The organism is Vibrio diazotrophicus (genome assembly GCF_038452265.1).
Taxonomy (GTDB): Bacteria; Pseudomonadota; Gammaproteobacteria; order Enterobacterales; family Vibrionaceae; genus Vibrio; species Vibrio diazotrophicus.
Genome location: NZ_CP151842.1, coordinates 760,486 through 776,382, shown reverse-complemented (window position 1 = coordinate 776,382; position 15,897 = coordinate 760,486). Strand labels below are relative to the sequence as shown.

Sequence of the window (15,897 nt, the reverse complement as noted above, 5' to 3'; positions counted from 1 at the left end):
AAGTAAACGCACATTGCTACTTGTTAGGCAACGCAGTTAACCTTATGCTACGCAAAGAAAAGCATTTCCTATCTATTCACCAAATCCGTATAATGCGCCCACTATGGTAAAGAAAAATTCAAAGACAAAAGCGGGTAGCAACACTATCGCGCTTAACAAAAAAGCTCGCCATGAATACTTTATTGAAGATGAAGTAGAAGCAGGGCTGGAGCTACAAGGCTGGGAAGTAAAATCTCTTCGTCAAGGCAAAGCAAATATCGCTGAAAGCTACGTTTTCATGCGAGACGGAGAAGCTTTTGTTTCTGGTATGACTATTACTCCGCTACAACAAGCCTCAACGCATGTTGTTGCTAACCCTACTCGCGTTCGTAAACTGCTATTAAGTCGTCGTGAACTCGACAACCTATTCGGTCGAATTAACCGTGAAGGTATGACTTTAACAGCATTGTCTCTTTACTGGTCTCGCTCTTGGGTAAAACTCAAAGTTGGCGTTTCGAAAGGTAAAAAACTTCACGATAAACGTGATGATTTAAAAGAAAAAGATTGGGCGAGAGAGAAAGCACGCGTAATGAAGAGCTCATTGCGTTAATCTTGACCAAACAGACGCACAGCGCTAGACAGGCAATGCTTTTCTGGTACTATGCATCAACAACCTTGGGGCTGATTCTGGATTCGACGGGAATTTTGAAGTCTGAGGTGCATGCCGAGGTGCGGTAGGCCTCGTTAACAAACCGCAAAAAAATAGTCGCAAACGACGAAAACTACGCACTAGCAGCTTAATACCCTGCTAAGAGCCTCTTTGCCCTAGCTTCCGCTCGTAAGACGGGGAATAACAAAGAGTCAAACCCAAACAAGCTAGCTCGGATTCTCCCGCCTGAGAGATGAACAGCGAATTATAATTCAGGATAGTCATTCATTAGCGTGTCGGTTCGCAGGTGGGTGGTGAAATTAAAGATCGACTAAGCATGTAGTACCAATGGTGAATGATTTTCGGACGCGGGTTCAAATCCCGCCAGCTCCACCAATTCATAGTTTAAAGACGTCCTAGGGCGTCTTTTTTCTTGCTTACAATAACCAAAAATCAATAACTTAGCATCCATTAGCATCCAAGGACGTCTCACTACTTCTTTGATCTTTGGGTACACAACAGGGTACACTGGTTTTAATGAGTTAATCTGGTGTACCCAACATGGCAAAAATAACTACTCGACTAACAGACAAAGATATCAAATCAGCGAAGCCCAAGGATAAAGAATACAACTTGTTTGATGGTGATGGCCTTCGATTACGTATCAAGCCTAACGGTTCAAAACAGTGGATCTTTAACTACTACAAACCGATTACAGGAAAACGAGCAAACCTTAGCCTAGGTAAATACCCAGACTTATCTCTTGCCAATGCTCGTAAAAATGCAATGGCAGCCAGAGAGCTACTAGCTCAGGGGATTGATCCTCAAGAAGAACGAAAACGCCAAGAACTCGTTCACAAAGAAATCTACGAACATACCTTTGCTAAAGTCTCTGAAGATTGGTTCAACCTCAAAAAGCACGAAGTCACTCCAGACTATGCTGTCGATATCTGGCGCTCACTAGAACTTCATGTATTTCCGCAAATAGCGAATACGCCAGTAAAAGATATCGATGCCCCACTCGTTATTGATCTACTTAGACCTATCGAAGCAAAAGGCAGCCTAGAGACGGTTAAACGCTTATCTCAACGCTTAAACGAAATAATGAACTACGCGGCAAACTGTGGTCTTGTAAAAGCTAATCCATTAACAGGTATTCGAGCCGCTTTCAAAAAGCCCAAAAAAGAAAACATGGCTGCACTAGCACCAAATGAGTTACCAGAGCTCATGGGAGCTATCGCCAATGCCAGTATAAAGCGTACTACTCGTTGTTTAATCGAGTGGCAACTACACACTATGACTCGTCCTTCTGAAGCCGCAGGCACTAGATGGGATGAGATTGAGTGGGAAGAAAAGATATGGACCATTCCAGCCGAAAGAATGAAAAAAAGAAGAGAGCACCGCATCCCGCTCACAGAGCAGATGCTGGCGCTATTAGAAGTAATTAAGCCGATAAGCGGCCACCGTGAATACATATTTCCTTCAGATCGCGATCCGAAGAAACCATGTAACAGCCAAACGGCAAATATGGCTCTAAAACGTATGGGTTTTGCAGGAAGATTGGTTAGCCACGGCCTGCGGTCTCTCGCAAGTACTACACTCAATGAACAAGGTTTTGACCGTGACTTGATCGAAGCGTCACTGGCACACGTTGATGATAACCAAGTGCGTAGCGCCTATAACCGGACAGACTACCTTGAACGCCGCCGCCCTATGATGAGCTGGTGGAGCGGGCATATAGAAGAGGCCGCCAAAGGCAGCCTTTCTGTTACTGGTACCAAACAACTGAAAGTCATTTAATTCAATCAATAAAACATCCTAGGTTTACGCATTCAGCACGTGCTCGATTATTTTCAATTCTAGTGCTGAGTGCCTTTCCATTTTTCAGCTAGTTTCTTATTCATTTTGAAATCAATTACGTTTGGCGAACTTTCAATTGCAGCCTTTTCAGCATTACGCTCTTTTTGTTGTTCATGCTTAGCTTTTAGTTTGCTGTATGCCATTTTGGGCAATACAACAAAGCTGGCAAACAGAGCACTTTTGGCACCATCGTAAATTATGTTATCAATAAATGGTTTATAACTTTCATCACCTGCATATTGAATGGCAACCGCAATGAACTCATCAACGACACTTCCTTCTCGCGCCTCTTTGAGAGCCCAAACAATGCCACTCTGACCTTCTTGATAAAGGGGAAGATCAAGATCTTTTGTCACCTGTTCGAGTTCGAGAAGTGCGGTAAGAGTCGTATCTAAAACATGAGAAGACACCACCCCAAGTTGCTTTAGCTCACTGTAGCAGCCTGTGGATAATAACGAAGCGGGATTGTCTTCATACAAGGTATCTGTTTTAAAGGTAACTGAACCCAACTCAACAGCGTTTTCAAGCTCTAGAACTTGGTTTGCTTGATAGAGCTTAATATCACCAAAAACAAGCGGCTTAGGGGAAACGTTTTGACTCTCTTCATGAGTGTCTATTTGACTATCTCCCAGAAATTCCTCCACTTGCCCAAAGATAAACTCTTGAAGGTATTTATCAATGCGCATGTTCAGTTTGAACGGGGGGATCGTCGCGCCTTCAATACGCTCAAAGTAGACTTTTGCCTTACTTCTATCGACCGTTGATTTAAGTGTATCAAAGCGACCAAAGCGGTTAATGTTCTGCTCATTCACATCACCAGTCATCAACTGAAGAAGTAAATCCTTATCTAAACCAAGAGCCTCAACAATAGCGGCTATTCGTAACTGTTCTTTCTGATTTTGATAGTCATTGATGTAGTCTCTAAAAGTATGTCCTTCAATTAACTTTGCATCTCCACGTTGTAAATCGTGTAAAAAGAGCTTGGCATACTTTTGTTCGCTTTGGCTCAATGACGCAAATGTCTTATGTAACTCATTGAGTGTGACTTCAACGCTAGTAGAGTCTTGGTGTTGATTAAGCTCTTTTAGATATTTATCAAAGCGGCTATTCATGTAATCGGCGTCGATTTTACCGGTGTCTATTTCAGTTAAATAACCACTGATATCAAAAGGAACATCACTACCTGAACCGTCACCATTGCCGTCCCTTTTACCAGCAAGCTCTTTATAACGCTGAACTAAGCTCATGTAAGTGAGTTCATCTATAGCCAGAGTGACCTCACGCTCAACACCGCTCTCGCCTTCTAATGAGTCAGTATAGGTAGGCTGCTCCCAATTCAGACCTTGTACTTTGGCTGCTTCTAGGTGCTTGTTAAAGGTATTAAATAATTCGGTAAACTTAGCACAGAGTTCTACATCGTCTGGCAGTGTTTCAAAATTTTCAATACCCGCACTAGCAAACAGTTCAGAGATATCCGCTGACAACCGATTCATAAGTTCAATGTTACTTACCAGCCTATCAACAAACAGTCCAATAGGTTTATCGCCGGAGTAAAGTTTGACTGCATCGTTAATGTGCTGCTCCATGGTATGTGGATAGCGATAATAACGAATAATACCGTGAGGTTTATCGGGACCAAACAAACGATTGGTGCGCGAGAAAGCCTGAATGATATTCTGGTACTTGATCACCTTATCTAAATACAAAGTATTCACCCACTTGGAATCAAATCCAGTCAGCATTTGATCGACCACGATCAGTAAGTCCAGCTGCTTTGAAGGTTCTTTGTGAATATTCTTGTATTGCTCTTTATGAGCAAGCCGCGCTGCGATATCTTTTTTAAAGGCCGAATGACGGGCAAAATCAAACTCTAGGCCATAGCGGGCGTTATAATCGGCCATAATCTCTTCTAGCCCATCACCTTTAAATGTTGGGCCTCGTTCGCCACTACCATCGTTATCAATGTTAGGGTCAAATAGGGCTGATATTTTTAGCTCAGGTTTTTCTGCTTTTAAACGGTGATAATAATCAATCGCTTCAGCGATACTATTCGTGGCAAAAATGGCGTGGAATTTACTGCCTTGGCTAAGCACATCCCATTTATCCAAGATGTCAGCGACGACTTTTTCTTGGTGAGCATCCGTCAAATACTGGCTTTTAGGAACATAGTCTTCAATGCCTTTATGATATTTGCCTGTGGCATCTTTATAACCTGCCATCGGCACATCATTCATAAAGTGATTAAACTTTTTCTTTTTGGCTGGTTCCGCCATCGCATCAATAACTGAGCTAGCCTTAGCTTGCTGTAAGGCGATCTTTTCTCTTAGTTCACCATCCTTAAAGGTGGAAACTTTGTAAGGATCAAAACCCAACACGTTTCCATCACGGATACCATCAGCAATACTGTAGCGATGCAACTCGTTCCCAAACACATCAGTAGTCGTATTACTGTTGACTTGGTTTTCTTCATGAATGGGCGTACCAGTAAAACCAAAGAAAAGTGCTTTAGGGAAGGTTTTTTTTACCCTTACCAGCATGCCTTCTTTATCTTCTTTGCCTCCACTCATCGTTGAGCGGTGTGCCTCATCAATAATAAATACCAAGCGCTTAGCGCGAATCTTTTCAATATCAGCCGAGTTTGTTGCAACTCCCTCATTATCCGTTTCTTCAAAAATATTGCTCATTTTTTGAATAGAACTAACAATTAAGGTATCAGCTGGCGCAGTGCTCTTTAGCTTGGTCACCAGTACATGTGTATTTTCGGTGGCTTGTACCACTTCGCCATCACTGGCAAACCCTTGATATTCAATTAGAGACTGAGTACCAAGCTCTATGCGATCCATTAAGAAAATCACTTTATCGGCGTCTTTTGATTGAGCAATCAACTGCGCTGACTTAAAGCTGGTCATAGTTTTACCAGATCCAGTGGTATGCCATACATAACCACCAAGCCTGTCTTTATTGTTTACGCCCCCTAACTGCTTCCAGCTAGTTTTTGCCACTCGGTCCGATATTGCATTCGCAGCGTAGTACTGATAACTGCGCATTACCTTCAGCACGCCATCAGTATCATCGGCAACGGTGTAAAAACCAATCAACTGGTGCGCCATTGGGATGGATAACAACGTCGAGGCAATATCTTTCCAATGGTTCACAGGCTCGTTATTAAAATCGGCCCAATTGAATTGGTAGTCAGGGTTAAACTTGCCATCTAGTCCGGGGTTAGCAAAGTATTTAGCCTCATTTGGTTCCATAGCAACAAAGACTTGGATGAGCGAAAACAGACCGTTAAAAATACCTTCTTTTGAGTACTTTTCAATTTGATTGACAGCTTGACTTACCGGAACGCCACTACGTTTTAGTTCAATATGAATAACGGGCATCCCGTTAATCAGTAACAACACATCACCACGTCTGTCATTACGCAACGGGCTACCACGTTCAAATTTAGGCTGTTGCACAATTTGGTAACGGCTTTGGCCAGCGGCGATTTCTTGGCGGTCATAGATTTTTAGACTGACTTCTTTGCCAAGATGTAAGCTATCAGCGGGGTTATCTCGCTTAATGGCCACGGTTTTGCCGTTGATTAAACCATTAAGTTTAAGCGGTGTTTTCAGCTCTTTGATCTGCTCAATAATCTGCTGCATTTCCGTTGCAGTCAGTGGCACATCGTTTAAGCGATCTTGCTGGCGATTGTTTTCAAACAAAATGTTTGCCCAGTTTTGCAGCAACTCCGCTTCCGTTTTGTTTTTGAGCACTTCTGGTTCCCACCCTTTTTGGGTGAGAACTTCAATAAAAGCCTGCTCAAATTGTGCTTCGGTTTTAAAGATAGTCATACACGCTCCCTGCTAGACAAACATTTTGCTCAAGCAGGCCTGCTTGATGTTATTGAGTTTAGTGATCTGTTGTTGGTATTGATCGATCAATGTATCGAGCTTTTGGAAGTAGTTGCCAATAGCCGCTTGCTCTTTTTCACAAGGTATCAGAATCGTCATACGTCCAAGTTGCTTACCCGAAATCTCTAAAAACGTCGAACCTGATGCATGTTTGAGTGCAAACTCTTTAATCTGTTTACCGATAGAATAAATGAAATACGGTGAAAAACCGTCTTTCACAACAAAAGATTGAAAGCCCTGATTAGTGGCTCCTGACCTAGCAAGAATAGCCATATCCCCAATACCAGCTCTACTAGTAAAAAGAACCGTCCTACCAGCCGGAAGTATCTTTGCAGACGAACTTTTAAGGCCTAGAGCCGTAATTTTTTTCTGGCTACCTTCAGCATACACATTGTCACCAATTTCAGTAGGCGAGTACCAATCGATATCACCGTTCCAAAATTCAGATATAGAGGTACTAGGAGTGCCTCCACCAATGATATCAGCAACATCAGTACCCAGTTCTTTCTCCTCCCAGTCCCCACTAAACCCTTTAAAGCGAATTTCTGGGATGGTTTCGCCTTGTTTGGGGAACATCTTTTCCAACATGGCTTTTTTGATGTTACTGAGCTTGTCATGCTTTTGTTGGTGTTGGTTGATTAGGCTGTCGAGCTTTTGGAAGTAGTTCCCGATTTGGGTCTGTTCTTTCGGTGAAGGCATTTTGATCTTGGTTTCAAGAATATTTCTATTATACAAATGCTTAATTGTGCTTCCTTCTAGCCCAGACCACTCCACAATTGAGTAAAATTGTTTGAGAAAGCTATTAACAATTGTTCCATCATGCTTAAGCCACACTATGTTTGAATCTTGAAAATATTGGTTTTCGCCAGTGTATTCGACAACTCTACCGATACTACCTATAACGGAAAACAATAGATCCCCTTTATTAGGAAAAGGAAATCGCTTCTTGTAATCTTCAAACAAATCCAGAGAAATAAATAACTGTGGTTCTTTGCCGAATGTACCAATCTTAAAGAAAGGTACTTCACCGATTGATGAGGTTTGGTGCATAAAAATGCGCTTATTGGTTGCTACTGAACCAAGCTCACCTAATGAAAACTCGCTCCATTGTCCTTTGAAACCTTCAAACCGAATCTCAGGCACATTCTTTTCAATACTCATATCATGCGCCCTTCAATAATCTAGTGAGCTCACTCAAACCTTGTAGGTCAAACTCATTGCCGGTGAGTTCACCCATCATTTCTGCCAGTTCTTGCTCGGTAGTTTTAATCTCATTCGATACTTGCGAATAAGTCACAGTGTATTTATCGGCAAGGGCTTGCACCTTGCTGGTGAGCTCGATAATCACACTATTTGGTATAGCAGCAAGCTCGCTGCTTAATGGTGCAATCCATTTTAGGTGCAGCAAGTTATTCACTTGCTCGTCGCTCAAGCCCTCGATGGTTGACTTCGTTTTTAGGTGTAGTTGAGTAGCCGCTTCTTTAACTGCTTTTTTCAAGGCTTTTTCTTCATCAATCAGTTTGTTCGCACGAATAATCTTGGCCTTATAACTGACGTCTGGCTCCAAGCTGTCTTCGGCAAATTTAACCTTGCTGTCTTTTTGTTCTTTTAAGAAGACCTTAGCTGCTTTTGCGACTTCCGCATTGGCAAAGGCGTCTTTGCTTTCTTTGACCGTATCTTGCTCTTTTTCTTCTTCGCTGAGGGACTCCAAAATCTCTTCAAGAGTGCTGGCAATTTCAGCCAAACGATTCTCTTGTTTAGCCAGTGCTGCTAGGTCATCGCTTAAGAGAGTCTTTTGTACTAAACCAAAAGGTAAGATGTGACCTTTCCAGCCATCTTGTACTTCAGTATCTTTACCGTTTTTCTTTTTGATAACGATATTTGCATCAACTTGCTTCGTTGCGTCAAAACCTTCCGTTTGCATCATTTCTAAATCAGCGCTAATGATTTGCCATTGGTTATTTAGAAGCTGATAGGCTTGGTATTTGTCGATTAAAGTAATGGGACTTAATCGGTTAAAGAGATCAGCACTTAATGAAGCCTCTTGTTGATTGCGGTTAACCCCTTGCCAACCTTTAATAAGCTTGGTGTTTAAGTCGTCATCAAACCCAGCAAAAGCCTGTTTATAAGTCGCGATAAACTCAACTACTTGTGGATGACTGCTAATACTTGTATTGACAGCGTCTTTAGCAATAGCTAACTCACTGTACGCAGAAGATTTAGCCGCAAACAAAACGCTGCGTAGCTGTGGGAAGGCAATCCAGTATGCATTGAGTTCATCAATTTCACGGTTAGGAATACCGCCTAACATGGTAGCGTGTAAGTCCCAACTTTCAGCCGCTGCTGAAGAATCTACATAGCGTGGTATGTTTAAGTTGTAGCCATTGCTGCGCAGAGTTTCTTTACTCACGACTTGTGAGAATTTATCGATACTTTCACGATTGATAACAACATCAACGATACGCTTAATATCACTCGCTTGTAGCTTGTTGTTTTTACCTTCTTTAATAAAGTGCTTAGACGCATCAACAACCAATACATCGGTATTCTGACGCTTTTGCTTAAGTACTAAAATCACAGTTGGAATACCCGTACCAAAAAAGATATTACTCGGCAAACCAATAATGGCATCAATGTGGTTCTGCTCAATAAGCTGCTTGCGGATCTCCCCCTCTTCACCACCACGGAACAACACACCATGAGGTAAAACAATGGTCATAATGCCATCAGGTTTTAGGTGATAGAGATCGTGTAATAAAAAGGCAAAATCAGCTTTGGTTTTTGGGGCGAGACCAAAACGCGAATAACGAGGATCGCTATCTTTATAGCTAGGGTCCCATTGTTGTGAATAAGGTGGGTTAGAAACAACGGCGTCCACGTATAGAGCATCGTAAGTGCCTTGTGGATCGTTCTCATCGAAGTACGGCCAATCGTCTTCTAAAGTATCGCCATTACGAGTTTTAATGTTGCTGGCTTTAATACCACGCATGATCAAATTCATACGGGTTAGGTTATAGGTGTTCGCTTTTAACTCTTGGGCATAATAGGTAATGCTGTCTTTGTTTTTAGCGTACTTTTCAACAGCCTCACCGATATTGATAAGGAGTGAGCCAGAGCCGGACGTTGGATCGTAAATCTCAATGGTATCTTTATTTTTGAGTTCATGAGCAACGATGTGCGACATGAGAACCGAGACCTCATGAGGCGTGTAAAACTCCCCAGCTTTTTTACCCGCATTTGCCGCAAACTTTTCAATCAGGTACTCGTAAATATAACCCAGAACATCATAGCCTTGCTTAGAGTTCATTGGGATACTTTTGATTAAGTGCAACAAGTCGCTGATAGCTTTAGTTCGCTTACCCGCACTTTCTCCGAGTTTGCTTAACCCTGTTTCGAGAGTAGTAAAGATGCCTTCAAACAACTTTTTGTAAGTAGGAGAAATCAAACGGCTAAAAGCAGAAAGCGCATCACGTACGTTAGATTCGTCAAAGTCAGACTTTGGATCAACCCATGTTGAAAACAAATTATCGTAAGCGATGAAATAACCTAGATTGTCTTGAATGTATTTAACTATGTCAGCATCTTCTTCTGTTAGCGCTCTGATTTCATCGGGCGTCATCCCTTCTTTGGTGACGAACTCCACCTGTTGATCGCTGAGATACTTATAAAATATGAAACCTAAGATGTAGTCTTTGTATTCGTTTGCTTCGATCTTTGAACGCATCTGGTTTGCTGATTCCCAGATTTTTGCCGCTAATTGTTGCTTATTCATATTCCACTCAATTCATTTCAACTATTGACCGACATCGTGAAAACAGTCGGCACATGTTCGTAATATTGTGTTCAGGGACTCAGTTCAGCTGAGTTTCTTGCTCTTGTACCCACGCATGGAGAACGTCACTATTAAACGCCTAAACGCCAAAAACCACCGACGGTAAAGCAGATGGGAACCTATTTTTAAAAGGCAAACCCCTAAGTGTTTTTCTAAGCTGGCTTTAACTATGTCGCTGCTTTTTTAACCGCAACTATTTGAGCAACCACCGAATTGTGCTCTCGCGAACTCTTTATCCATTCTGAAACACGGAGAATACGGGAGAATTGAAGAATCAACAATGCGCAAAACCAAACTTTCCGCGCTCCGGTTTCATATGTGATTTTTTTGTTTTAGCCAAAAAACTCACCATTCAGCATCTCGCCCTTATGCCCCCACCATCAATTCGAATCCAAATTTTTTCAAATATATTTCATCACTATGCATTACCCCATTAATCGAAAAAGGAACGACTACTCCACCAGCTTAACGACCAAGAAGCACGTTCACCCACCACTCTAGAGGCCACCTTGATAACAAGGTGGTCTTTTTATTTCATTCGTAAAAAGGAACAACCTATGCAAACAACACATCAAGATAACCCAAACAGCTCATCTATAGACCGGTCAGATTCATTACTTACGCTAGAGACAAAAAAAATCAAACCACTCACGGTTCTTGTCCACTGGTCTGAATCCCGCGAGTTCACAGAAGAAACACTTTATGATTTTAGTGAATTTGAAAAGAAAGCTCTGGCGGTGGCTAAAAGCAACCCATTAGGCGGATACGATAAAACAAAAGTAACCGTGACCTTTGATAATGAGCATCAGCATGAATGCCGCCTAGATTTAGGATGTGATGGTAATGACCACGGCTTTGCTGAGCACTGCTTAAGTATGGCTCGTTATTACCGCCAACATAAAGGGGATGTCGATAAACCTTGGCTTTACGATAAGCACCACCAGCTGTTAATTGAACTCATCCACACTTATGAATTAGATCTCTCATTTGTCGACCTAGGACGTTTACAGGTAAAACAAGTCGAGGAGCAAGCTAAAGCCGAGGAAGCCGCGAAAGAAAAGGCAAAAGAACAAGCGCTAGAACAAGTATGGCGTGAACATCGACAAGCGGAGGAGACGTTTCAAGAGACCTTAGTAGTACCACAATGGGCAAAGGGAGTGATCGTTGCAACATTGACTGACTATGACGCTGAAAGCAGTGAGTCGTATGCAGGGGAGTTTCACACCAAAACGTTAAAGACCATCATTCTTGCTTGGTCGAAACACTCTCGAAACCTATTCCCAGAACTGCGCAAAGCATGTCTTAATCACTCTGAAACGGCTTTTCTTAACGATCCAGAAAAAAGCGTGGAACACCGTGAGCGCTTTGCCATGGGAGAAGGTTATTACCTTACTGATACCAAGTACATTCGTTACGGATGGCAAGTCAAAAAGAGAAACTTTTACAGAGAGGATAATAAAGCACGTTACGTACCCTTAGGTGAGATCGCGATACGCTAGTAAAAAAGAGAGGCGAATTGATCGCCCCTCTTTAGCTCTATGTGGTGCAATTTTTTTGTTCGGAGTTATCTACTAGTCACTGAGTAAGAACCTAGCTCAATACGAATGAACAAGTATGTGAAGCTTTACATTTAAATGTGTAATTCGTTTTTACCACTTAGGAACCATACTCAATGCACTATGTATTTGATCTCTGGCAATATCACCGAATAAGTGAGTTTCTGCCATCAACATATTAACAGCAGCACCATTTGAAGCAGTTTGATTGCGAATACGCTCTTTAGCTGCAAACGCAGACTTTTGACGTTGAAAGACGTCTTCCCACCAATCTCTACCATGCTTCTTAAGTAAGCTTGCTTTGATTGACTTGAAACGTTGTCTACTATCGCTTCCCTCACCAGAAGCCAACACACTTGCCCATATCATGCGCTTTTGAAGATCATTTGGAATCCAGTTTTGCTTTTGAAGATCTGAGATAACTTCGGGATGAAGATAGAGAGTATTTTCGGATACTTTTCTAGCAATCCACAACGATTGAGCGCGCTCGAACGCAGCCTTCTTATCTTGGGAACTATAACCTTGGCAATGTTGCTTCCAAGTTTCCAATTCATCAATTGAAGCTAATTTCTGAACTAGTTTTTCCAATGTCTAATCCTCCAAAAACGTATAACGCTAATTAGATGGCGAACAGCCACCTTTGACTCTCACATAATGCTGTTTTTCAATTACCAACTCAATTAAAAATCAACACCTTAACAAAAAAACAAGGGTGCTTATTCGCCCACAATTGGGGGCCACTTCTCTATTTTATTCTTGTCATACCACATCGCCATTCTCAGTCTAGTCAGTCCCTAAATCCAAAAATATTCAGGCATATGTCATCAATGTGAAACCCCATCATTGATTCCGACAGGAGCCTGAAATGAATACCAAAACTTCCGATTACCAAAAACAGCAACGCTATCAGGAAAATGAAATCCTTGAGCATGCGGCGGAGATACTGGCTACGCGCTACGTGCGTGGTGATGCTCTAATCAACCCTGATGCAACCAAAGAGTATGTGCGCTGCAAGTTAGGCAGCTATGAGCGTGAAGTGTTTGCCTTATTACTACTAGATAACCAAAACCGTCTGATTGAATTTAAAGAGCTGTTTCAAGGAACTGTGGATGCGGCCAGTGTCTATCCACGTGAAGTGGTGAAAGCGGTATTAGAAGTGAATGCGGCAGCGGTGATATTTGCGCACAACCATCCATCTGGAGACTCAACACCGTCTCAAGCCGATAGACGCATAACCGAAAGACTCAAAGACGCTTTAGCGCTGGTGGATGTCCGCGTTCTTGACCACATCGTGACAGGCGATACCTGCACCTCGTTTGCTGAAAGGGGGTGGTTATGATTGAACAACATTATGGTGAGCTTTCTATTGATGATGCATTACAAAAGTCACTAGAAGCACTCATGAATCGGTACACTCTCCCAGAGAATGCCGAGAGACTCGTGCTGAACTGCCGCCAAATGAGTTACTACCGACATCGACAAGGTTTACATCCGGTAGAGGTGCAACTAAAGCGAAAGTCTGTATCAAGCCCTTGGCTGGTGGTGTTCTTTGCCAGCTTCTCTTATCCCGATGACACCAGTACAACCGTTGAGCCTGAGTTGTACTTTCATCTGGCTAATCGCTGGTGCTATCAACCCGATGCGGGGAGCACGGATTTATCCCACCCAGAGGTACAAGAGCTGCTCTCAGTCTGGATGAAAGCCTTTGCTCGTCACCTTTTTAGAAACGTCTTTGATGACGTGCAACTGACGATGGTCGGCACGTTCAACTAAATCCTAATCTTTCATTTCTTATTTGAATCCTGAAACAAGGAGGACTCACTATGTCCAAATTAATCTTTACGGCATCCACACTACCTGTTTCAAAGAAACTGCATAAGCTGTTAAGTGAGCAACTCACCGCTCATTTGCTGGGTAATGAAGCACTGACCACCAGTCGTTATCTGGTGTTTAACTTTCGTGATAAAAGTTACAGTGCGGAAGAAGGTGGTTTCCATCCGGTTGAGATTGCGATTTGCCAAACCTCAACAGGAGCGTGGAGCATTGAGTACATCACCGACTTTGCTTATATGGGGAATTACTATCCAGAGCTAGAGCGCAACTTAGATTTTGATTTTCGGGCCGGGCAGTTCTTTGTCGCCTATCGTGGCTGGCTACCAATGCAAGGTAGCCGTGATGCCAAAGAGCTGTATCGGCTATGGGAGAATAACTTTCTTGCCTATGTCGATATGGACGCTTACAACGAGATAGCCGTCACCCCGCAATAGATCATGACTTCCCTTCTTCTACAAATCATCAAACTTGTTACTGCCCTCATTACGCTGCTCTCCCTTTCGCCGTTCTTCGGCGCTATTGGAACCCTATCCAGCTTAGGGTTTCTAGTGGTGCTGTTGATTGGATTATTGGCAGCCATTGCCGAGCTCAGTGACAAGCACAAACCTCGTTAATGTTAATTAATTCACACTTTTATGAAACGAATTGATTGCATTTTAACCGTTGGACATTATGTGTCTGACCCGCCTCTATTCTCCCGACATTAAATGTCCGACTCCGGTGTGGAGCTTTGATGTATTGAGAGCGTAGTCATGAGCAATAAAACCAGCATTGAAGGGCTATCCGCTTTGCTGCACACGCTGATGCTTATTCCTCAACACCGATGGATTACCGTTAGGGAGTTGCAGCAGCAGTTAGCCCTACTCGATATCCACCGCACCACTCGCAGCATTAAACGCTACCTCGATGAAGTCATTGTGGAGGTGTTTAACGTGGAGTGTGATTCGATGAGCATGCCCCATGTTTATCGCAAAACCTCAGAGCAATTACTGAAGCTCAACAAGCAGGAAATGCTCTATTGGCAACTGACCAACAAGTACTTACTACCGCTAGTTCCTGATGCACTGAATTATGGGCAAGGGTCCTCCTCGGAGAGAGACAAACCCTTGTCCCACAAGGGTTCAGCACATTCAAAAGAGCAAGAATGGTTAGCCAAAGTACATGTGGCATTGCCCACTATTCGCGAGTGGAGTGACGAACAACGGCAAGTGTTGAATGCGGTACACACGGCATTACTGCACAACCGTATGCTCAAGATATCTAGCCAAGTATTGCAGCAAGAGAAGGCGCTCATTGAGCCACTGGGACTCTCGGTTCAGTGTGACGCGCTCTTGCTGCTCTTTCGATTATCCGGTCAACACACGATACGCACCCTAGCTTTGCCTTTGATTGATGAGGCCAGTGTATCGACGTTTTCTTTTACCTATCCGACTGATTTCAACCTTGAACGGTTCATGCGTGAACACGATGGAATCAGTGCGTCCTGAATTTCACTCACCGATAAGGAGAGCACCGTTATGACATTAATCAACACCCTACTCCGATACGCCGCTATGACCATCCTGTTTATCGGGCTCACCGCTTGTGGCGACCAAGAAGAGACTCAAGCAGCAACAGCAGATATCGAAGTGTCGATATCAACTAATCCTCACTGGGGAACATTGGTCTTTGACCTGCAAGCCATCACCGACAACACCGTAATAAGCGATGTGGTGATTAACCGAGGCAACTGCCGATTACCCGCAGGCACAACCTCAGAGCTATCAAGAAACGTTTCATTGCAGTTCGGCCAAACCTACACCGGATACAGCAACAACTGCACCGTAGACAGCGTGAAAGAAATCGAAGTCACCTCCAGCGCTGGCACCTTTGTCTACACCTTCTAACTCCTAATTCCTCAATAACACACTCAACCAACTCGTAAGGATAAACTATGAAAAAGTCATCTCTACTTATCACTACAGCGTTAGTTTTCTCTACCTCTTCCGCCTTTGCTGGTGGAACACTGGGCGGCAACCCATCCGCAGATTCGGGAGCCGTAAATACCAGTGTAGGCAAATGCACTCAATACAAAATGGATGTAAAAGCGGCGCAGCAGGAAGGTAAGGACGTAGCGAGCATCACCGTTCCTGAAGGCTGTGAAGCCATCACAGAAAAGTAATACCACCAACAACGATAAAAAACGACAATGGGGAGCAATTACGCTCCCCATTTTTTTGCTTCTGTCGGTCCATCAACGTGTTATCTGGACAAGGGTTGATAATTCAGATGCTGGATAATCAAATATAGTGA

The 15,897-nt window shown here is 43.0% G+C and carries 14 protein-coding genes and 1 other RNA gene; 11 read left to right on the top strand and 4 right to left on the bottom strand.

Annotated elements, in window-relative coordinates; genetic code table 11:
- Positions 1 to 103: 103 nt before the first annotated feature.
- The 3 genes from smpB (at position 104) to AAGA51_RS03510 (ending at position 2,428) form a co-directional block, all read left to right on the top strand.
- Positions 104 to 589, top strand: coding sequence for an SsrA-binding protein SmpB (smpB, locus tag AAGA51_RS03520; protein ID WP_042489074.1), 486 nt, complete (start codon positions 104 to 106; stop codon positions 587 to 589).
- A gap of 67 nt (positions 590 to 656) precedes the next feature.
- Positions 657 to 1,024, top strand: a transfer-messenger RNA (tmRNA) gene (gene ssrA / locus AAGA51_RS03515).
- Between the two features lie 165 nt (positions 1,025 to 1,189).
- Positions 1,190 to 2,428, top strand: a complete 1,239-nt coding sequence (locus tag AAGA51_RS03510) for an integrase domain-containing protein (protein WP_042489076.1) — start codon at positions 1,190 to 1,192, stop codon at positions 2,426 to 2,428.
- Positions 2,429 to 2,487: 59 nt separating this feature from the next.
- On the opposite strand, the gene AAGA51_RS03505 is transcribed toward AAGA51_RS03510, so the two are convergent.
- The 3 genes from AAGA51_RS03505 to AAGA51_RS03495 are packed head-to-tail and all read right to left on the bottom strand — an operon-like array spanning position 2,488 to position 10,156.
- On the bottom strand, positions 2,488 to 6,324 hold the full coding sequence (locus AAGA51_RS03505; RefSeq protein WP_042489079.1) for a type I restriction endonuclease subunit R, EcoR124 family: 3,837 nt from the start codon (positions 6,322 to 6,324) through the stop codon (positions 2,488 to 2,490).
- A 12-nt stretch (positions 6,325 to 6,336) separates the two neighbouring features.
- Positions 6,337 to 7,545, bottom strand: a complete 1,209-nt coding sequence (locus AAGA51_RS03500) for a restriction endonuclease subunit S (RefSeq protein WP_042489082.1) — start codon at positions 7,543 to 7,545, stop codon at positions 6,337 to 6,339.
- Position 7,546: 1 nt separating this feature from the next.
- Positions 7,547 to 10,156 (bottom strand): type I restriction-modification system subunit M, encoded by a 2,610-nt coding sequence (locus AAGA51_RS03495; RefSeq protein WP_042489084.1) that lies wholly within the window; start codon positions 10,154 to 10,156, stop codon positions 7,547 to 7,549.
- A 617-nt stretch (positions 10,157 to 10,773) separates the two neighbouring features.
- On the opposite strand from AAGA51_RS03495, the gene AAGA51_RS03490 reads away from it, so the two are divergent.
- On the top strand, positions 10,774 to 11,715 hold the full coding sequence (locus AAGA51_RS03490; protein WP_042489087.1) for an LPD25 domain-containing protein: 942 nt from the start codon (positions 10,774 to 10,776) through the stop codon (positions 11,713 to 11,715).
- A 150-nt stretch (positions 11,716 to 11,865) separates the two neighbouring features.
- On the opposite strand, the gene AAGA51_RS03485 is transcribed toward AAGA51_RS03490, so the two are convergent.
- Entirely contained in the window at positions 11,866 to 12,360 is a 495-nt protein-coding gene (locus AAGA51_RS03485) for a hypothetical protein (RefSeq protein WP_042489090.1), read from the bottom strand.
- Positions 12,361 to 12,637: 277 nt separating this feature from the next.
- Between AAGA51_RS03485 and radC the strand changes: the two genes are divergently transcribed.
- The 7 genes from radC to AAGA51_RS03450 all read left to right on the top strand — a co-directional run bounded on the left by radC (position 12,638) and on the right by AAGA51_RS03450 (position 15,766).
- The gene (gene radC, locus AAGA51_RS03480) at positions 12,638 to 13,111 is read left to right on the top strand and encodes a RadC family protein (RefSeq protein WP_042489093.1); all 474 of its coding nucleotides are present in this window, start codon (positions 12,638 to 12,640) and stop codon (positions 13,109 to 13,111) included.
- Complete coding sequence (locus AAGA51_RS03475) at positions 13,108 to 13,545, top strand: DUF2787 domain-containing protein (protein WP_042489096.1); 438 nt, start codon at positions 13,108 to 13,110, stop codon at positions 13,543 to 13,545. The genes radC and AAGA51_RS03475 overlap by 4 nt, the downstream gene beginning before the upstream one ends.
- 50 nt (positions 13,546 to 13,595) lie before the next feature.
- On the top strand, positions 13,596 to 14,039 hold the full coding sequence (locus AAGA51_RS03470; protein ID WP_042489099.1) for a DUF2787 domain-containing protein: 444 nt from the start codon (positions 13,596 to 13,598) through the stop codon (positions 14,037 to 14,039).
- 3 nt (positions 14,040 to 14,042) lie between these two features.
- Positions 14,043 to 14,219 carry a hypothetical protein gene (locus tag AAGA51_RS03465; RefSeq protein WP_140387862.1) on the top strand — a complete coding sequence of 59 codons (177 nt, stop codon included), beginning with the start codon at positions 14,043 to 14,045 and terminating at the stop codon, positions 14,217 to 14,219.
- A 138-nt stretch (positions 14,220 to 14,357) separates the two neighbouring features.
- Positions 14,358 to 15,092, top strand: coding sequence for a WYL domain-containing protein (locus AAGA51_RS03460; protein WP_042489101.1), 735 nt, complete (start codon positions 14,358 to 14,360; stop codon positions 15,090 to 15,092).
- 30 nt (positions 15,093 to 15,122) lie between these two features.
- Positions 15,123 to 15,491 carry a hypothetical protein gene (locus AAGA51_RS03455; RefSeq protein WP_042489104.1) on the top strand — a complete coding sequence of 123 codons (369 nt, stop codon included), beginning with the start codon at positions 15,123 to 15,125 and terminating at the stop codon, positions 15,489 to 15,491.
- 47 nt (positions 15,492 to 15,538) lie between these two features.
- Positions 15,539 to 15,766 carry a hypothetical protein gene (locus AAGA51_RS03450; RefSeq protein ID WP_042489107.1) on the top strand — a complete coding sequence of 76 codons (228 nt, stop codon included), beginning with the start codon at positions 15,539 to 15,541 and terminating at the stop codon, positions 15,764 to 15,766.
- Positions 15,767 to 15,897 lie beyond the last annotated feature (131 nt).